This window comes from Sulfitobacter sp. TCYB15, assembly GCF_040435955.1.
Taxonomy (GTDB): Bacteria; Pseudomonadota; Alphaproteobacteria; order Rhodobacterales; family Rhodobacteraceae; genus Sulfitobacter; species Sulfitobacter pontiacus.
Map to the genome: position 1 here is coordinate 1790584 of NZ_CP159193.1, position 18907 is coordinate 1809490.

Genomic DNA, 18907 nt, shown 5'->3' on the forward strand with positions numbered 1-18907 from the left:
CTTGAAGATGTTATTTCCTTTGACCTGATACCAAATTAACAGCACATTAACCCTCCTAAGTCTAAATGAACTCGGTTTCATGATTTAGGGGGAAAGTGTTGGCTCAAGAAAGTGCGGCTCGTCAGATCGTCTTTGGTAAGCGTTGGCTGGTTCTATCAGCCTTTGTTATCTTCGCCGCCATCCTTGGTTCAATCGCTCCAGCGCGCTCTCTGGCCATCGTTCTACAGGCCGCCAGCGCCACTGTCGGCCTTGCTGTCTTGGTTAACTTTGTGGTCGCGCTGCGCCGCCAGCGCGTGCAACGCGCGCAGCGTGCGGCGGCAAAAACCACGATGGCTAATGATCCGAACCCCTGTGTGCTTACCACCAAGGAAGGCGATATCGTTGCGCAGAACAACGTTGCGTTAACCACCTTTCTGCGTCCGGCACAGCCCACAATCGCCGACCTGCTCGCGCCGCTTTTCGCGGACCCTGAGGCGCTGTCGTCTCGGCTCGCGGCCAAAGCGACGGAAGGGGGCGCTGCGAAAGAAGACATCAACACCCGTGACGGCACCATGCGCCTGTCCGCGCACCGCGTGGGGGAAGATCTATTTTGGCGGCTCGAAACCTTGTGGGACGCGTCCGAAAACGGCGCTGGCACGAGCGACCACGGGTTGCCAATGGTCATGGCCAGCAACTCGAACGTCATTTTGTTTATGAACGCCGCGGCGCGCAGCCTTGTCGGCAGGCGCGTGACGGCATTGAACCAGATCATCGGCGATATCCCCATCGCTTCGGGGGAAATGGTCACCGTGCAGACTGCCAAAGGCCCCATATGCATGACCGTCGCCGAGATCGGAGCCTCGGCCAACCGCCGCGCACTGTATTTTCTGCCCCATGCAAACGACCGGTTTCAGGACGCAGGATGGTCCGCGCTTCAAAACCTGCCGATCCCGCTCATCAAAGTCGCCCCGAGCGGCGAGGTTTTGTCCTTCAACGCGCCGGCAGAGCAGTTGGTGGGCGCGGAATTGACGGAAGGCGTGTCGCTTGCCGACGTGATGGAGGGGCTGGGGCGATCAATCTCGGACTGGTTGCAAGACACGCTGGAAGGGAGATTGCTGCAAAAGCCCGAGTTCCTCAGGCTCAAACGCAGCGATCGGGAAGTGTTTGTCCAGATAAGGTTAAGCCTGATTTCCGAAGGCGGCACGCCCACGCTTATCGCCGTGCTACATGACGCGACCGAGCTTAAATCGCTGGAAGCGCAGTTTACCCAAAGTCAAAAAATGCAGGCTATCGGGCAGCTTGCTGGGGGCGTTGCCCATGATTTTAACAATCTGCTCACCGCTATTTCCGGCCACTGTGACCTGCTCCTTCTGCGCCATGACCCGGGCGATCGTGATTACAGCGATCTGGTACAGATCGACCAGAATGCCAACCGCGCTGCGGCTTTGGTGGGGCAGTTGCTCGCCTTTTCACGCAAGCAGACGCTCCGTCCCGAGACGGTCAATATGCGCGACACGCTTGCCGACCTGACCCATTTGCTTAATCGTCTTGTTGGTGAAACGGTGACCCTGACCCTCAGCCATGACCCGATCTTGCAACCTATCCGTGCAGATAAACGGCAGTTGGAACAAGTGCTGATGAACCTGATCGTGAACGCGCGCGATGCGATGCCCATGGGCGGGGAAATCAAAGTCACGACAGAAAATACCCAGCTGGCTGAACCGCTTACACGTGATCGGGTGGCCGTGCCCGTCGGGAAATACGTAACTGTTCAGGTCACCGACGAGGGCGAAGGCATCCCGCAGGATCGGTTGCAAAAAGTGTTTGAACCCTTCTACACCACCAAACGGACCGGCGAGGGGACGGGGCTGGGGCTGTCTACTGCCTACGGTATTGTTAAACAGTCGGGGGGCTATATTTTCGTCGATAGCACGATCGGGGAAGGCACCACCTTCACCCTGTATTTCCCGTGCCATAGTAAGGGCGCGGAGGCATCAGCGCCGATGAAACTAACCGCTTCCCCGACCGGATCGAAAAGAGAGGACGGGACCGTCTTGCTGGTCGAAGACGAAGCACCGGTGCGTGCATTTGCCAGCCGCGCGCTGCGCATGCGCGGCTATACTGTTCTAGAAGCCGACTCGGCCGAGATGGCACTAAAAACCCTTGAGGACCAAGCGCTTAATATTGATGTCTTTGTGACCGACGTGATCATGCCGGGGATGGATGGCCCCACTTGGGTACGCGAGGCGCTGAAAGCACGACCGGGGGTGCCTGTGGTCTTTGTCTCTGGCTATGCCGAGGATAGTTTCGGCGATGCCCAGATGACGATTCCCAATTCTGTTTTCCTGCCTAAACCGTTTTCGCTGACGGAGCTGACGAACACTGTGAACAGTCAGATCCAATAGGCTGGCTGGTCGTTACTTGATCGAGTCGTAAAGCGAAAATTCATCCGCGAATTTGCGTTTGAAACGTTGCTCTATCTCCGGGGAAAGATGCAGGTCTATTTGGGGGGACACGTTTTCTTGTTTCAGATCAAGCGTTACGTCGAGCCTTTGTTCAAGAAAACCTTTTAACCGATCCTGATTCTCGTATCGAAAATAATGGGTTATGCCCGTTCCGTTCGGTTGCGCTGCCATAAAGTTTAGCTGGCTGCCCACGTCGGCAAATCCTGGTTTTTTCCCCTTCATATAGGCAAGGATGAATTCATCAAAACTCACATCAAAGGTGGCATTGGGCTTGCCCTGCATAAAAGGCCGCTGGCGATAGCGATACCAACTGCCCAGCCAACTGATCGGTTCGCGCATGACGGCCATCAATTCAAGCTCCGTGTCACAGACTTTCAGAAACATCGGGCGAATAAACCGGTTGTAGCGATAGACCGGCGCATGTTTCAGCATGGGCGGTTCGGAAATGACCATATCCGCCCGGGGGGCCAAAGCGGTTTCATAGGCTGTGGTTCCGGTTTTTGGAACCGACAAAAACGCAAGGCGTTCCTTAAAGAAAACAAGCACTTGAAAGAAAACCTTTCGTCAGTCGAATAGTAATTTTCGCGTATCAACCGAATGTTAATCAGTTCAATAAATAGATGAAAGGGCAAACAAATACATTGTAATGTTCTCATTTTGATCTCATATGGAACATAGAAAGAACATCAAGATGGTCGGGGCATGATGATTGCGGCTTGCAGACCACTGTGACAGTAAGAGGATAACCTATCATGGCAACGGCAGATCTTTTGACTATGGACAACAAGAAACAAGCTGAAAAGCAAAAGGCCTTGGACAGCGCGCTGGCACAGATTGAACGCCAGTTCGGCAAAGGGTCGATCATGAAGCTGGGGGCCGAAGGGGCCATTCAGGACATCAAGGCGAGCTCGACTGGTTCGTTGGGGCTGGATATCGCACTTGGTATCGGCGGTCTGCCCATGGGGCGGATCATCGAGATTTACGGCCCGGAATCCTCGGGTAAGACCACATTGACCCTGCATTGTGTTGCGGAGCAGCAGAAAAACGGCGGCGTTTGTGCCTTTGTTGACGCGGAACACGCGCTTGATCCGCAATACGCGCGCAAACTGGGCGTTGATATCGACGAGCTGCTGATCTCCCAGCCTGACACCGGCGAACAAGCGCTCGAAATTACGGATACGTTGGTCCGCTCCGGTGCGGTGAATATGGTGGTGGTCGACTCCGTTGCGGCCTTGACGCCCAAATCCGAGTTGGAAGGCGATATGGGCGACAGCTCTGTCGGGGTGCAGGCCCGTCTGATGAGCCAGGCAATGCGGAAGCTGACAGGCTCGATCTCGCGGTCGAACTGCATGGTGATTTTCATCAACCAGATCCGGATGAAAATCGGCGTTATGTTCGGGTCTCCCGAAACGACGACCGGTGGGAACGCGCTGAAATTCTATTCTTCCGTGCGTCTGGACATCCGCCGCATTGGCGCGCTCAAGGATCGTGACGAGGTGGTCGGCAATGCCACACGGGTCAAGATCGTCAAGAACAAGGTGGCCGCACCATTCAAGCAGGTCGAATTCGACATCATGTATGGGGAAGGGATCTCCAAGATGGGCGAGCTGCTGGATCTTGGGGTCAAGGCTGGCGTGGTTGATAAATCGGGATCGTGGTTCAGTTATGGCGATGAGCGGATCGGGCAGGGGCGTGAAAACGCCAAGACCTTCCTGAAAGAGAACACCGCCATGGCAAATGAGATCGAAGACAAGATCCGCGCGGCCCATGGGCTGGACTTCGACGGCTCCGACAGCGACGACGCGGATATTCTCGAAGCGTAAAGGCTTGCACCGCAAGTGGTTAGAAAAGGCGTGCCCCCAGGGCGCGCCTTTTTTCATGGGGGCTGCCTGTGGACAGTGCTCTGTCGCGAGGGTATTCGAAGGTAATTGTTTTTGCCCCTCGAAAGGCCCCGCATATGAAGACGCTCAACGATATCCGATCAACCTTCCTTGGTTATTTTGAAAAGCAGGGTCACTCGATCCAGCCGTCCAGCCCGCTGGTGCCGCGAAACGACCCCACGCTGATGTTCGCGAACTCCGGCATGGTGCAGTTCAAAAACCTGTTTACCGGCGTCGAAACCCGCGATTATTCGCGTGCGACAACAGCGCAGAAATGCGTGCGCGCCGGGGGCAAACATAATGACCTTGACAATGTGGGCTATACAGCGCGCCACCATACCTTCTTTGAAATGCTGGGGAATTTCAGCTTTGGCGATTATTTCAAAGCCGAGGCCATCGCCTTTTCATGGGAGCTGATTACCAAAGAACTGGGCATTGATCCCAACCGTCTTTACGTGACCGTTTACCATACCGACGACGAGGCTGCGGACATCTGGAAGAAAGTCGCCGGGCTGCCGGACGACCGGATCATTCGCATCGCGACAGATGACAACTTCTGGATGATGGGGCCGACCGGCCCTTGCGGCCCATGCTCCGAGATTTTTTACGACCACGGGGATCATATCTGGGGCGGCCCTCCCGGATCGCCAGAGGAAGACGGCGACCGGTTTGTCGAGATCTGGAACCTCGTTTTCATGCAGTATGAACAGTTCGAGGATGGCAGCCGCACCGCACTGCCGAACCAATCGATCGACACGGGCATGGGGATCGAGCGGGTCGCAGCGCTGCTGCAGGGCACGAACGACAACTATGCCACCGACCTGATGCGCAACCTGATCGAGGCGAGCGCCCATGCCTCCAGCACCGATCCGGATGGCCCGGGCAAGACGCACCACCGCGTGATCGCCGACCACCTGCGGTCGACCTCCTTCCTGATCGCGGACGGGGTGATGCCGTCGAACGACGGGCGGGGCTATGTGTTGCGGCGGATTATGCGCCGGGCGATGCGTCACGCGCATTTGCTGGGGCTGAAAGACCCGTTGATGCACCGCCTTGTGCCCGAACTGGTGCGTCAGATGGGCGGGGCCTACCCCGAGCTGGGGCAGGCGCAGTCACTGATTACAGAGACACTGCTGCTGGAAGAAACGCGCTTCAAACAAACATTGGACCGCGGTCTGAAGCTGCTGGATGACGAACTCAAGGGCCTGCCCGCCGGTGCCGATCTGCCGGGCGAGGCCGCGTTCAAACTCTATGACACCTACGGCTTCCCGGTCGATCTGACCCAAGATGCCCTGCGCGAACAGGACCGCAAGGTTGATCTTGAAGGCTTCAACGCCGCGATGGATGCGCAAAAGGCCAAGGCGCGTGCCGCGTGGTCCGGTTCGGGCGAAGCGGCGGATGCGACCGTTTGGTTCGATGTGGCTGAAAAATCCGGCACCACCGATTTTCTGGGCTATGACACCGAAACCGCCGAGGGGCAGATCGTTGCGCTGATCCAGGACGGTGCGCAGGTGGCCGAGGTGAAACAGGGCGACGCCGTTCAGATCGCGCTGAACCAGACACCGTTTTATGCCGAAAGCGGCGGTCAGGTCGGGGACACCGGCACGATCAAAACCGACAGTGGCGTGGTCACGGTGACCGACACGCGCAAGACCGCGGGTGTCTTCATCCATATCGGCGAGGTGACAGAGGGCACAGTCAAGACCTCTCAGGCCGCGGTCTTGGATGTGGACCACGCGCGCCGGACCTCGATCCGTGCGAACCACTCCGCCACACACCTGCTGAACGAGGCGCTGCGCAAGACCTTGGGAGATCACGTGATGCAGCGCGGCTCTTTGAATGCGGCGGATCGTTTGCGTTTTGATTATAGCCATAACCACCCGATGACGGCCGACCAACTGGCCGCGGTCGAGGAAGAGGTGAACAGCTACATCCGCCAGAACACCGCCGTGGAAACCCGGATCATGACCCCGGATGACGCGCGCGAGATGGGGGCGCAGGCGCTCTTTGGCGAGAAGTATGGCGACGAGGTGCGGGTTGTTTCTATGGGCCGCGAGGCCGGTTCGGGCAAGGGCGCGGACAAACAGACCTATTCGCTGGAACTCTGCGGTGGTACCCACGTGCGCCAGACCGGTGACATCGGGGCCTTTGTGTTGTTGGGCGACAGCTCCAGCAGCTCCGGCATCCGCCGGATCGAGGCGCTGACCGGCACCGAAGCCCTGAAGTGGCTGCGCACACAGGAAACCGCGCTGACCCGCGTCGCGGCAGAGCTCAAGACCTCGACCGCGGATGTGCCCGATCGCGTCCGTGCCTTGCTGGACGAACGCCGCGCCTTGGCGAATGAGGTCGCTCAGCTGCGCCGCGAGCTGGCCATGTCGGGCGGTGGCGATGCCGGTGCCGCGGCCCCGCGCGAGGTGAACGGGATCAAGTTCATCGCGCAGGTGGTCAACGGTGTGACCGGCAAGGATCTTCCCGCGCTGATCGACGAACATAAGGCCAAGTTCGGGTCCGGCGCGGTGCTGCTGATCGCTGATGCAGACGGCAAGGCAGCGGTTGCGGCGGGTGTGACCGCCGATCTGGCCGCCACGATCTCGGCGGTTGATATCGTCAAGACAGTCGTTGCCGAACTGGGCGGCAAGGGTGGCGGTGGCCGTCCTGAAATGGCCCAGGGCGGTGCCAAAGATGTCGCAAATGCCGAGGCCGCGATTGCCGCAGCCGAAAATGTTCTGAAAGGATAAACGATGCCCGCTTTGTGGATTGCACATGTCACGGTTACTGACGAGGACGCCTACGGTAAATACGCCAAGCTTGCTGGCCCCGCCATCGCGGCGCATGGGGGCAGCTTCCTGGCCCGTGGTGGCCGCTTCGTGCAGCTTGAAGGCAAGGAACGCCCGCGCAATGTTGTGGCCCGTTTCGCCTCTGTCGAGGATGCGGTCGATTGCTACAACTCCGACGCCTACCAAGAGGCGCTGAGCCACGCCAAAGACGCGTCAGAACGCGAGTTGATGGTCGTAGAGATCGACGGCTAAGCCCAGCTGGCCAAGCCCGCACCCAAGCTCTTGTCAGCAGCCAAGAAAGGCCGCTGACCCCACCAAACCTCCCCCCACACTTCGCCAGACATAAAAAAGCAGGGCCAAACCAGCCCCGCTTTCCAAATGGTATAAAATCCTGGGGTCCGGGGCAAAGCCCCGGTCCAGCGTCGCTTTGTTTACGCCGACTTTGCCATCCGTTTCCGCTCGTGCGGGTCCAGATAGCGCTTGCGCAGACGGACTGCGTTTGGCGTGACTTCAACCAGCTCGTCGTCATCGATATAGGCAATGGCTTCTTCCAGACTCAGGGTCATGGGTGTGGTCAGACGGACGGCCTCGTCGGTGCCCGAGGCGCGGACGTTGGTCAGCTTTTTGCCCTTCAGCGGGTTCACCTCAAGATCGTTTTCACGGCTGTGTTCGCCGATGATCATGCCGGTATAGACGTCAGCCTGTGCGCCGATCATCATCTTGCCGCGTTCTTCAAGGTTCCACAGGGCGAAGGCTACCGAGGTGCCGTTCTCCATCGAGATCAGGACGCCCGCGCGACGGCCGGGAATCGTGCCCTTGTGCGGTGCCCAGGAATGGAACACGCGGTTAATGACGCCTGTGCCGCGTGTGTCGGTCAGGAATTCACCGTGGTAGCCGATCAGCCCGCGCGACGGGACATGGGCGATGATGCGGGTTTTGCCGGCACCGGCAGGTTTCATCTCGACCAACTCGCCCTTACGGGTGCCTGTGATCTTTTCGATGACCGCGCCGGAGTATTCGTCATCCACGTCGATGGTGGCTTCTTCGATGGGCTCGTGACGCACACCGTCGATCTCCTGGAACAGAACCTGCGGGCGCGAGATCGAAAGCTCGAACCCTTCGCGGCGCATGTTCTCGATCAGAACGCCCATTTGCAATTCGCCACGACCGGCAACCTCGAAGGCGTCGCCCCCGGGGGTGTCGGAGATTTTGATCGCGACGTTGGATTCGGCTTCCTTCATCAGGCGCTCGCGGATCACGCGGGACTGAACTTTCTTGCCGTCACGACCGGCCAGCGGGCTGTCGTTGATGCCGAAAGTCACGGTGATGGTGGGCGGATCGATCGGCTGGGCAGGGATGGCTTCGTTCACCGATGTATCGGCCAGCGTGTCGGCCACGGTTGCCTTGGACATACCGGCGATGGAAACGATGTCACCTGCTTCAGCCACGTCGATGGCCGTCTGCTCCAGCCCGCGGAAGGCGAGGATCTTGGTGCAGCGGAAGTTTTCAATCAGTTTGCCGTCGCGCGACATCGCCTTGATGCTTTGGCCGGCTTTCAGCGTGCCTGTTTCAACGCGACCGGTCAGCAGACGGCCCAAGAAGGGGTCACCGCCCAATGTGGTTGCCAGCATGGTGAAGGGCTTGTCGGCGTTTTCGATCTGCTTGGGCGCAGGCACATGCTTGAGCACAAGCTCGAACAGCGCGCTAAGGTCTTTGCGCGGGCCGTCCAGCTCTGCATCGGCCCAGCCAGAGCGGCCGGAGGCGTACATATGCGGGAATTCAAGCTGCTCGTCTGTCGCGTCAAGGCTGGCGAAAAGGTCGAAACATTCGTCCAGTGCGCGGTCAGGCTCGGCGTCGGTCTTGTCGACCTTGTTCAGCACGACGATCGGGCGCAGGCCCAGTTTCAGCGCTTTGGAGGTCACGAATTTGGTCTGTGGCATCGGGCCTTCAGCCGCGTCGACCAGCAGGACGACACCGTCGACCATCGACAGGATGCGCTCCACCTCGCCGCCAAAGTCGGCGTGGCCGGGCGTGTCGACGATGTTGATGCGTGTGTTGTTCCAGACGACAGAGGTCGGCTTGGCAAAGATCGTGATGCCGCGCTCGCGCTCCAGATCGTTGCTGTCCATCGCGCGTTCGGTTGTGGCCTGGTTTTCGCGGTAGGTGCCGGATTGTTTCAGAAGCTCGTCAACCAGCGTCGTTTTGCCGTGGTCAACGTGAGCGATGATTGCGATGTTACGCATGTCCATTGGGGTATGCCTTTGATACGGGAGGGGGCCGCGCACGCTCTCGCACCGCAGCATTTGCGCAGCGCTTACCGTGCCCGGCATCAGAAAGCTAGCCCTAAAGGCGATTAGCCGCCGGTGCCTGTGTCTTCTGTGCTGTCGCGGCGGTCGTCGATGGGCAGCGGTTCATTGAAGGTCAGCGTGCGATAGGGGAAGGGGATCTCGATGCCCGCATCATCCAGCGCGCGTTTGACGGCGGCCACGACTTTGTCACGGCTGCTGCGGATGTCGATGGGGCGCGAGCCGGTCCACCATGTGACCTCGAAGTTGATCGCGCTATCCGCGAACTCCTGCGCAAAGATCTCGACGTCGCGCACGTCGTCGCGTACCGCATCCACACCGCGCACCGCATTGGCGATCACTTCGCGCGCAGCATCCACGTCCTCGCCGTAGGCCACGCCGCAGATCACCGTGGTCCGGCGCACATCGCGGGCGGTACGGATGGTGACGGGGTTCTTGAAGAACATCGCGTTCGGGGCGACCACAAGCTGCCCGTCGGTCTGGCGCACATGGGTATCGCGGATCGTGATCTCTTCGACCTGACCCTCAAACCCTTCGCATTCGATGTAATCCTCCACCGCGAAGGGCTCGCGGATCAGCAGCAAGATACCGGCGAGGAAGTTTTCGAATACATCCTTGAAAGCGAAACCGATGGCGACACCGCCCACACCCAGGGCGGTCAGCGCCTTGCCGGGGGTGATTGTGGGGAAGGCGATGGTCACCGCGATCAGCACCCCGAAGAGCCACATGCCCACCACGATCAGCATCATGATCACGTCGACAAGCGACCGCCGCATATGGGCGCGGCGCAGGGCGCCGGGCACAACGGCCTGAACGATGCGGATGATGGCCCAGAGAAAACACAGGAAAACGATCGACAGGATAAGCTGCGGCAGGACGCTCCAGAAACCGATGGCGTAGCCTTCTAGCTGATTGCGCAAAGGGTCGGGGAGGGTGCCCCAAACGGAGCTTAGTGAGTCTAACATGCGGCACTTTCGGTCGTTGCGTTACACGCTAACGCCTAAAAGCAGCGGCAGGTTCCGAGATAGCGCGCCTTAGTGGGTCGCACTATGGGAAAACAGGTGGATGACCAGCACGCCGCCGATGATCATCGACAGGCCCACCACCGCGGCGAGGTCGAGCTTTTGCCCGAACACGATATAGCCGATGCCCGCGATGCAGACGATGCCAAGGCCCGACCAGATCGCATAGACGATCCCCACGGGCATCACCTTAAGCGTCAGCCCCATCAGGTAGAAAGAAATCGCATAGCAGACAACGACGCCGACCGAGGGCCAAAGCCGCGTAAACTGTTGCGAGGCTTGCAAAGCGCTGGTGCCCAACGTTTCTGTCAGGATCGCGATCATCAACCAAAAGTAATGCATATCCTGACGCCCCCGTTGCTGCTTTCCGGCCCAGTCCTGAGGCGGTCACGGGCCGCTGTCAAGAGCGGGGCTGGGTGCTACACGCCTGTGGATCAGGTCGCGATATAGCGGTCGCGGCGGTGGTTAAAGGTGATGATCAGGTTCAGCACGAGTGCGCCAAGCAGCGAATAGCCCACGACAGAGGCTGGAAACAGGAACAATGCGACCGAAAAGATTACGGCGTCGGTAATCAGCTGGACCCATCCGGCTTTGAACCCCGTGGTGTCCTGCACCAGCAGGGCCACCACCCCAAGGCCGCCAAGCGACCCGTTGTGGCGGAACATCGCCAGCAGCCCCAGACCCACCAGCGCGCCAAAGATCACTGCCGCGAGAGCAGGGCTGAGCGACTGGATCGCGAAACCATAGGGCAGGAATTCGGTCACGACCGACAGCATGGTCACGGAAATCAGCGACTTGATCGTGAACTCGGCCCCAAGCCGTTTATACGCAAGGAAATAGAACGGCAGGTTGATGAGGAAGAAGACCGTGCCGAAGGAATAGCCTGTCAGATAGGCGATGATCACCGCCAAGCCCGCCGTCTGTCCGGTGATCAGACCGGCAGAGGTCAGCACAAAAATTCCGATACCGCAGAGAAAGACCCCGAGGCTGAGGCCTTGAACATCATCTAGCGAAGAATGGTGGAGGGGATCAGCATATGTCATATCGCCCAGATAGGGCAGCTATGTTGACCTGTCTAGGGGTGCTGCAGTGCAGAATAATAATTTTCCCCATGACATCACGTCACGCGGGGGATCGTGCACAGAAAAAGGGCCACCCGGTAGGAATGGCCCTTATTTTAAGCATTCGGCTTACTGCGCGCCAAGCGCCTTGTTCAGGTTCTCATCCACCTTTTCAAGGAAGCCCATTGTGGTCAGCCAGCCTTGGTCGGGGCCGACCAGCAGCGCGAGGTCCTTGGTCATGAAGCCCGATTCCACTGTGTCCACCACGGTTTTCTCGAGCGTCTCGGCAAAGCGTGTCAGCTCGGCGTTGCAATCCAGCTTGCCGCGGTGCTTCAGCCCGCCGGTCCATGCGTAGATCGACGCGATGGAGTTGGTCGAGGTTTCCTCGCCCTTCTGGTGCTGACGATAGTGGCGGGTGACCGTGCCGTGGGCAGCTTCAGCCTCGACCGTCTGGCCATCGGGGGTCATCAGCACGGATGTCATCAACCCGAGAGAGCCGAACCCCTGCGCAACGGTGTCTGACTGCACGTCGCCGTCATAGTTCTTGCAGGCCCAGACATAGCCGCCGTTCCACTTCATCGCGCAGGCGACCATGTCGTCGATCAGACGGTGTTCATAGGTAATGCCCGCAGCTTTGAATTTATCTTCGAACTCGGTCTCGTAGATATGCTGGAACAGCTCAAGGAAGCGGCCGTCATACTGTTTGAGGATCGTGTTCTTGGTGCTCAGATACACCGGCCAGCCAAGGTTCAAACCGTAGTTCAGCGAGGCGCGGGCGAAGTCGATGATGGATTTATCAAGGTTGTACATCCCCATCACGACACCGGCGTCGGGGGCGTCGAAAAGCTCGCGTTCAATCTCTGTCCCGTCCTCGCCGACGAATTTCAGGGTCAGCTTGCCCTTGCCGGGAAATTTGAAATCGGTCGCTTTATACTGGTCGCCATAGGCATGACGGCCCACGACAATCGGTTTGGTCCAGCCGGGCACAAGGCGGGGGACGTTCTTGCAAATGATCGGCTGGCGGAAAATCACGCCGCCCAGAATGTTACGGATCGTCCCGTTGGGGGAGCGCCACATCTCTTTCAGGCCGAATTCCTCGACCCGAGCCTCGTCAGGAGTGATGGTCGCGCATTTGACGCCAACGCCATATTCCTTGATCGCATGGGCCGCGTCTATGGTGATCTGGTCGTTGGTCTCGTCGCGGACCTCCATCCCCAGATCGTAATATTTCAGATCCACATCGAGATAGGGAAGGATCAGCTTTTTCTTAATGAAATCCCACATGATGCGGGTCATCTCATCACCGTCGAGCTCAACGATCGGGTTTTCCACTTTGATCTTGGTCATCATCTGCGGTCCTTTGAAATGATACTGATACCCGCATAGCCTATTCAGGCATGAATGCCTAGTCGGTATGCAATGGTATACTGAAAAGAGTTGCGCAGCTTAGCCCATATCATCGCGCTGCGACAGGCGTGTGACACGCGTGGTGGGGGATGATGGGTAGAGGGGGCGGGCAGTTAGCTCCGCGCGGCAAACCATGCAGAGACACGGGCGCGGGCAAACTCCCAAAGCCCTGGCGCGCCGGTCTGGATTTTGCGGCCCACTTTTTCCACGAATTGCGCTTCGGTTACGTTGTATTCAACCCAGCTGCCGCCGCCCGCCGCGAGGTTCTGCATCGGAGGCTGGAAGCGGTCGAGCGATTTCGCAAAGCGGGCTGTGGGGGTCTCATTGGCTTCGAACTCTTCCCATGTTGCGCGAAGATCATCGCGCAAGTCGTTGGGAAGGAGGCCAAAAATACGATCAGCGGCAAGCTGTTCCTGCGCTTCCATATCGGCAGTGTCGTAGCTGCCAAAGATCGGGTTGTCGCCTGCGTCAATCTCTACCAGATCATGCAGGATCAGCATCTTGATCACGCGGGTGATGTCGACATCGGGGCCCGCCTGATCCGCCAGCACCAGCGCATAAAGCGTCAGGTGCCAGCTATGTTCAGCCGAGTTTTCGGCCCGCGACGCATCACAAAGCAACGTCCCGCGTGTGACCGACTTGAGCTTGTCCGCTTCGTTCAGAAAGGCGATCTGCTGCTCAAGTCTGGTGGTCATTCGTCAGCTTTCCTTTGCACGGTGAGCGGCAAGCGCCTTGGCCATAAAGTCACGCCCCTGTGCGGCGGCAAGCCGCGTGCGGATCGCCGTGACAAAGGCTTCTTCCATCGTCTGCGACGACGCGCCCAGAACAGCAGCGACTTCCATAAAAAGCCGCTCCTGTCCGGTTTCGCGTTGGACCGCCAGACATTCTTCGGCCATTTGGTTGGCCAATTCGACGACTGTCGGATCCGCCATTAGCGGGTTGTCTCCGTCAGGCGGCGCTTCACGTAGTCTGTGGTAGAGGTGATCAACGTCTCCATATGCGGCTCTTCAAAGAAGTGGCCGGCACCCTCGATCTCTTGGTGGGTGATGGTGATGCCTTTCTGCTCGTGCAACTTGTTCACGAGGTTCACGGTATCTGCGGGTGGTGCCACACGGTCAGCGGTCCCGTTGATCACCAGACCGGAGGCCGGGCAGGGTGCGAGGAAGCTGAAGTCATACATATTCGCCGGTGGTGCGACAGAGATGAAGCCCGTGATCTCGGGGCGGCGCATCAGCAGCTGCATCCCGATCCATGCGCCAAACGAGAAACCGGCAACCCAGCAGTGCTTGGAGTTGTTGTTCATCGATTGCAGGTAATCCAGCGCCGACGCCGCATCGGAGAGTTCACCAACCCCCTGATCGTATTCACCCTGGCTCCGGCCCACGCCGCGGAAATTGAAGCGCAGAACGGTGAAACCCATATTGTAGAAGGCATAGTGCATATTATACACGACCTTATGGTTCATCGTCCCGCCGAATTGTGGGTGCGGGTGGAGCAGAATGGCGATGGGTGCGTCGCGTTCTTTTTGTGGATGGTAGCGGCCTTCGAGGCGGCCTTCGGGTCCGGGAAAAATAACCTCGGGCATGAGCGTCCCTGCTTGGGGTTCTAAGTGCAGCGGAATAGTTGACGAATTCGCTAGGGCAGTTTAGAACGGTTCTAACTTGTGTGATCCCCGTTTCTGGGGGTCAGACTTTGCGTTTAGGCATTTCAGGCGTCGTCGTCAATCAAACAGGCGCTTATGGGGAAGGGAACACTGCGATGAAGCTGTCAACCAAGGGGCGGTATGCGATGGTCGCTTTGGCCGATATAGCGCTTCAGCCTGCGGATCGTCTGGTCAATCTGGGCGATATCGCGACGCGTCAGTCCATTTCCCTGCCGTACCTAGAGCAGCTTTTCGTCAAGCTGCGCCGGGCCGAGCTGGTGTCTTCGGTGCGTGGTCCGGGCGGGGGCTACCGCTTGGGGCGGCCCGCGTCGGACATTCGCGTTGTCGATATTCTGGCGGCGGTCGACGAGAAGGTCGATGCGATGCATGTGGGGGCCGGTGCCTCTGGCGGGTCATCGGGCAGCCGGGCGCAGTCGCTGACCAACCGTTTGTGGGAAGGGCTGAGCGCACAGGTCTATGTCTTTCTGCACCAGACGCGCCTGTCGGATGTTGTTGCGAACGAGCTTGCCCCCTGTCCGGCGGTGCCGAACCTCTTTGCCATCGTGGACGAGGCGGATGCGGAATGAGGGACGCTGTCCCTCACACTCCCTGGGATTTAGGACCATTTGGAAGCTGATGTGAGAGTATATCTTGATCATAACGCGACCACGCCCCTGCGGGCAGAGGCGCGCGCGGCCATGCTGGCGGCGATGGATGTGGCGGGCAACCCGTCCAGCGTCCATGCCGAAGGGCGTGCGGCCAAGATGATGGTCGAGAAAGCACGCGGGCAGGTGGCAGCTTTGGTCGGCTGCGATGTGTCGGAGGTGATTTTCACGAGCGGTGCCACCGAGGCGATTGCGGGTGTGGTGCAGGACGCGGGCAATGTGACCGGTGCAGCCGTGGAGCATGAAGCAGTACGCATCTGGTGCCCGGAGGCCGAGCAATTGCCTGTGGATCGCAATGGTCACGTGGATTTGAACGCGCTGCCGGACGGAGCCTTGGCGGGCAAAACACTGTTTTTGCAACGTGCCAATAGCGAGACAGGGGTGTTGCAGCCGGAAAGCCTGTTGGACGAGCTGGCGCGTTTGGGCGCGTCGCCCGCAAGCGTGTTCCGTGACGCGGTGCAAGCGGCGGGTAAATTGCCGGATCTGGGGCGCTGGCGCTCGGATGTGGGTCGTCATGCGTCATTGGCTGTCTCGGCGCATAAGCTGGGCGGTCCCAAGGGCATCGGTGCGCTGATCGCGGGGCCGGAATATACGCCCGGATTGATGCAGCCGATGTTGCGCGGGGGCGGGCAGGAATTGGGCCGTCGTGCGGGGACAGAGAACGTCATCGGCATTGCCGGTTTTGGGGCTGCGTGTGCTGCCGCAGCCCAGGATTTGGCGGATGGCGTATGGGAACGGGTTGCAGAACTTAGAAATGTTCTAGAGAAGGCTCTTGAGGCTGCGTCAAAGAAGACTATTTTTGTTGGGAAAGACGTGGCGCGTTTGCCGAACACCTCTTGCTTTATCACACCCGGGTGGCGTGGTGAGACGCAGGTGATGCAGATGGACCTTGCGGGCTTTGCGATCAGCGCGGGGTCTGCGTGCTCTAGCGGTAAGGTGGCGACAAGCCGGGTGTTGACGGCGATGGGGTTTGACGACGCTGAGGCATCCTGTGCCGTGCGCGTATCGCTTGGGCCGGACACCACAGAAGAACAGGTCTTGCGTTTTGCAGACGCCTGGACCGCGAAATTGAAGAAACACGAGGCGCGGGCCGCTTGATGCGCACCGCCAGTTGAAGGATGAAAAGCATGGATAGCACTTTGGTCAAGGACGACCCGAACACCGGCGTTAAAGAAGGCGTTGATCAGGAAACCGTGGATGCCGTGCGCGAAGTCGGCGGTGCCTATAAATACGGGTGGTCCACAGATATCGAGATGGACTATGCCCCCTTGGGTCTGAACGCCGATATCGTCAAGCTGATCTCGGAGAAGAACGACGAACCCGAATGGATGCTGGAATGGCGTCTGGCGGCCTATGAACGCTGGCTGACCAAGAAAGAGCCGAACTGGGCGATGGTCGACTATCCGGAAATCGACTTTCAGCAGCAGTATTACTATGCGCGTCCGAAATCGATGGCGGAAAAACCCAAGAGCCTGGATGACGTCGATCCCAAGCTGCTGGAGACCTACAAGAAGCTGGGTATCCCTTTGAAAGAGCAGGCGATTCTGGCAGGCGTCGAAGGCGCAGAGAAGATTGGCGACGAGCCCCGCAAGGTGGCTGTGGATGCGGTTTTTGACTCTGTTTCGGTCGGCACCACCTTCCAGGACGAGCTGAAAAAGGCGGGTGTGATCTTCTGCTCTATCTCCGAGGCGATCCGCGAACACCCCGAGTTGGTCAAGAAATACCTTGGTTCGGTCGTGCCGGTGAATGACAACTTCTATGCGACGCTGAACTCGGCCGTCTTTTCCGATGGGTCGTTCGTTTACGTGCCACCGGGCGTGCGCTGTCCGATGGAGCTGTCGACCTATTTCCGTATCAACGCCGAAAACACCGGTCAGTTTGAACGCACGCTGATCATCGCCGACAAGGGGTCCTATGTGTCCTACCTTGAAGGCTGTACCGCGCCGCAGCGCGACGAGAGCCAGCTGCACGCCGCGGTGGTTGAAATCATCATCGAGGAAGACGCCGAGGTGAAATATTCGACCGTTCAGAACTGGTACCCCGGTGACGAAGACGGCAAGGGCGGGATCTACAACTTTGTGACCAAGCGTGCAGATTGCCGTGGCGACCGTGCCAAGGTGATGTGGACGCAGGTCGAAACCGGCTCTGCCGTGACGTGGAAATACCCGTCCTGCATTCTGCGCGGCGACGACAGCCAGGGTGAGTTCTATTCCATTGCTATCGCCAATAACATGCAACAGGCCGACACCGGCACTAAGATGATCCACCTGGGCAAGCGCACCAAATCGCGCATCGTGTCCAAGGGGATTTCGGCGGGCAAGGCGCAGAACACCTATCGCGGCTTGGTGACCATGCACCCCAAAGCCAAGGAATCGCGCAACTATACCCAGTGCGACAGCTTGTTGATCGGCGACAAATGCGGGGCCCACACGGTGCCTTACATCGAGGTCAAGAATAACAGCAGCCGGGTGGAGCACGAGGCGACCACATCAAAGGTAGACGACGATCAGCTGTTCTACTGCCGTTCGCGTGGCATGGACGAGGAAGAGGCGGTTGCCCTGGTCGTGAACGGCTTTTGTAAAGACGTGCTTCAGGCGCTGCCGATGGAGTTCGCGATGGAAGCGCAGGCGCTGGTTGCGATCTCGCTTGAAGGGTCCGTGGGGTAATCACGATGATGCGCAAGCTGACATGGGACGTGACCATTGCCGCGCTCGTTTTCTGGGTGCTGATGGCGCTGTTTCGCGGGGGCGGGCTGACGCGCGTCGCCTTCGAGAACACGTTCTTCCAGATGCTGATCTTTGCGATGATCTACGCTGCGATCCGTGTGGCCCTATTGGTGCTGCGCAAGGGGGATGGCGAATGATCACCGTAGGGACCAAAGGCGCAGCGCTCTGATGCAGGCATCGGCGGATACCACTCCCTTGCGCCTGCACTGGTGGAAGGCGGTCCCGAATTTCGGGGACGCCATCAGCCCTGTGGTGCTCGCCCATGTCGCGGGCCGGCCTGTGGAACATGCCGGTGTGCGCAAGGCGGAGGTCTGGGCCATCGGGTCGCTTTTGCAGGTGGTCAAGCGCAACTTCAGCGAGCCGCAGGATCACCGCCCGGTGATCTGGGGGGCGGGCCTGTTGCATCCGGTGCAGGGGACGGGGTTTGTCGATCATGTCGATATCGCTCTGGTCCGTGGGCCGATCACTGCCGCGCTGCTGGGGTTGGAGCTGTCAGAGTTTGGCGATCCCGGTCTGTTGATCAACGCCGTGTGGCCGCAGGACCGCGCGCCCAATGGCAAGATCGGCATCGTGCCGCATCATTCGCTGGTGGATGACCCTGTGTTGCAGGCTCTGATCGCCAGTGACGCGCGGTATCAGCTGATTGACCCGCGCGGGCAAGCGCAGGATGTCTGCGCGGCGATTGCTGCGTGTGATCATGTGTTTGCGTCTTCCCTGCACGGGTTGATCGTGGCCGATGCCTACGGCGTGCCCAACAGCTGGCTGGCCCCGATCGGGCAGTCGCGCTTGAAATATCTGGATTACGCGGCCTCGGTCGGCCGGCCCCTGCGGGCCCCGATCAACGTCGAGGACATCCCGACGGCGGTTCTGCCCGACCCGCTGTCACCGCTTTCCTATCAGGCGGGCATAGATGCCTGCCGCACCGCTCTTTATGCCCGTTTTCCCAAAGCCTTACAGGCGGGGAGGGCGGCATGAAA

The 18907-nt window shown here is 59.1% G+C and carries 18 protein-coding genes; 9 read left to right on the top strand and 9 right to left on the bottom strand.

The annotated features are described in order from the left end of the window. Nucleotides 1-98 precede the first annotated feature (98 nt). A complete protein-coding gene (locus ABM428_RS08550) occupies nucleotides 99-2384 on the top strand; it encodes an ATP-binding protein (protein ID WP_353627850.1) in 2286 nt (761 codons plus the stop codon). A 12-nt stretch (nucleotides 2385-2396) separates the two neighbouring features. Here the strand turns inward: ABM428_RS08550 and ABM428_RS08555 are convergent, their stop codons facing one another. Next, nucleotides 2397-2990 carry a gamma-glutamyl kinase gene (locus tag ABM428_RS08555; protein WP_289080448.1) on the bottom strand — a complete coding sequence of 198 codons (594 nt, stop codon included), beginning with the start codon at nucleotides 2988-2990 and terminating at the stop codon, nucleotides 2397-2399. A gap of 206 nt (nucleotides 2991-3196) precedes the next feature. On the opposite strand from ABM428_RS08555, the gene recA reads away from it, so the two are divergent. The 3 genes from recA to ABM428_RS08570 all read left to right on the top strand — a co-directional run bounded on the left by recA (nucleotide 3197) and on the right by ABM428_RS08570 (nucleotide 7353). Beyond that, nucleotides 3197-4267: a recombinase RecA gene (recA, locus tag ABM428_RS08560; protein WP_005853202.1), complete on the top strand. Its 1071-nt coding sequence runs from the start codon at nucleotides 3197-3199 to the stop codon at nucleotides 4265-4267. 134 nt (nucleotides 4268-4401) lie between these two features. Then, nucleotides 4402-7062: an alanine--tRNA ligase gene (gene alaS / locus ABM428_RS08565; RefSeq protein WP_353627851.1), complete on the top strand. Its 2661-nt coding sequence runs from the start codon at nucleotides 4402-4404 to the stop codon at nucleotides 7060-7062. A 3-nt stretch (nucleotides 7063-7065) separates the two neighbouring features. Beyond that, a complete protein-coding gene (locus tag ABM428_RS08570; RefSeq protein WP_009826907.1) occupies nucleotides 7066-7353 on the top strand; it encodes a DUF1330 domain-containing protein in 288 nt (95 codons plus the stop codon). 179 nt (nucleotides 7354-7532) lie between these two features. On the opposite strand, the gene typA is transcribed toward ABM428_RS08570, so the two are convergent. The 8 genes from typA to ABM428_RS08610 form a co-directional block, all read right to left on the bottom strand. Next, nucleotides 7533-9350: a translational GTPase TypA gene (gene typA / locus ABM428_RS08575; RefSeq protein WP_074635017.1), complete on the bottom strand. Its 1818-nt coding sequence runs from the start codon at nucleotides 9348-9350 to the stop codon at nucleotides 7533-7535. 104 nt (nucleotides 9351-9454) lie between these two features. Beyond that, entirely contained in the window at nucleotides 9455-10327 is an 873-nt protein-coding gene (locus ABM428_RS08580) for a mechanosensitive ion channel family protein (protein ID WP_243251808.1), read from the bottom strand. A 114-nt stretch (nucleotides 10328-10441) separates the two neighbouring features. Further along, complete coding sequence (locus tag ABM428_RS08585; RefSeq protein ID WP_005853213.1) at nucleotides 10442-10771, bottom strand: multidrug efflux SMR transporter; 330 nt, start codon at nucleotides 10769-10771, stop codon at nucleotides 10442-10444. A gap of 92 nt (nucleotides 10772-10863) precedes the next feature. Continuing rightward, entirely contained in the window at nucleotides 10864-11472 is a 609-nt protein-coding gene (locus ABM428_RS08590; RefSeq protein WP_005853215.1) for a YitT family protein, read from the bottom strand. Between the two features lie 147 nt (nucleotides 11473-11619). After that, on the bottom strand, nucleotides 11620-12837 hold the full coding sequence (locus ABM428_RS08595) for an NADP-dependent isocitrate dehydrogenase (protein WP_353627852.1): 1218 nt from the start codon (nucleotides 12835-12837) through the stop codon (nucleotides 11620-11622). A 173-nt stretch (nucleotides 12838-13010) separates the two neighbouring features. Beyond that, nucleotides 13011-13592, bottom strand: a complete 582-nt coding sequence (locus tag ABM428_RS08600; protein ID WP_132996686.1) for an HD family hydrolase — start codon at nucleotides 13590-13592, stop codon at nucleotides 13011-13013. Nucleotides 13593-13595: 3 nt separating this feature from the next. Beyond that, nucleotides 13596-13829, bottom strand: a complete 234-nt coding sequence (locus tag ABM428_RS08605; protein ID WP_005853222.1) for a hypothetical protein — start codon at nucleotides 13827-13829, stop codon at nucleotides 13596-13598. Continuing rightward, nucleotides 13829-14482, bottom strand: coding sequence for an alpha/beta hydrolase (locus ABM428_RS08610; protein ID WP_005853224.1), 654 nt, complete (start codon nucleotides 14480-14482; stop codon nucleotides 13829-13831). The genes ABM428_RS08605 and ABM428_RS08610 overlap by 1 nt, the downstream gene beginning before the upstream one ends. 173 nt (nucleotides 14483-14655) lie before the next feature. Between ABM428_RS08610 and ABM428_RS08615 the strand changes: the two genes are divergently transcribed. From ABM428_RS08615 to ABM428_RS08635, 5 genes are read left to right on the top strand one after another with little or no spacing between them, the layout of a single operon-like run. After that, complete coding sequence (locus tag ABM428_RS08615) at nucleotides 14656-15126, top strand: Rrf2 family transcriptional regulator (RefSeq protein ID WP_132996685.1); 471 nt, start codon at nucleotides 14656-14658, stop codon at nucleotides 15124-15126. Nucleotides 15127-15177: 51 nt separating this feature from the next. After that, the gene (locus ABM428_RS08620; RefSeq protein WP_342579907.1) at nucleotides 15178-16302 is read left to right on the top strand and encodes an aminotransferase class V-fold PLP-dependent enzyme; all 1125 of its coding nucleotides are present in this window, start codon (nucleotides 15178-15180) and stop codon (nucleotides 16300-16302) included. A 29-nt stretch (nucleotides 16303-16331) separates the two neighbouring features. Continuing rightward, the gene (gene sufB / locus ABM428_RS08625) at nucleotides 16332-17870 is read left to right on the top strand and encodes a Fe-S cluster assembly protein SufB (protein WP_132996683.1); all 1539 of its coding nucleotides are present in this window, start codon (nucleotides 16332-16334) and stop codon (nucleotides 17868-17870) included. A gap of 5 nt (nucleotides 17871-17875) precedes the next feature. Next, complete coding sequence (locus tag ABM428_RS08630) at nucleotides 17876-18067, top strand: hypothetical protein (protein WP_037944148.1); 192 nt, start codon at nucleotides 17876-17878, stop codon at nucleotides 18065-18067. 31 nt (nucleotides 18068-18098) lie between these two features. Further along, entirely contained in the window at nucleotides 18099-18905 is an 807-nt protein-coding gene (locus tag ABM428_RS08635) for a polysaccharide pyruvyl transferase family protein (RefSeq protein WP_353627853.1), read from the top strand. Nucleotides 18906-18907: the final 2 nt, after the last annotated feature.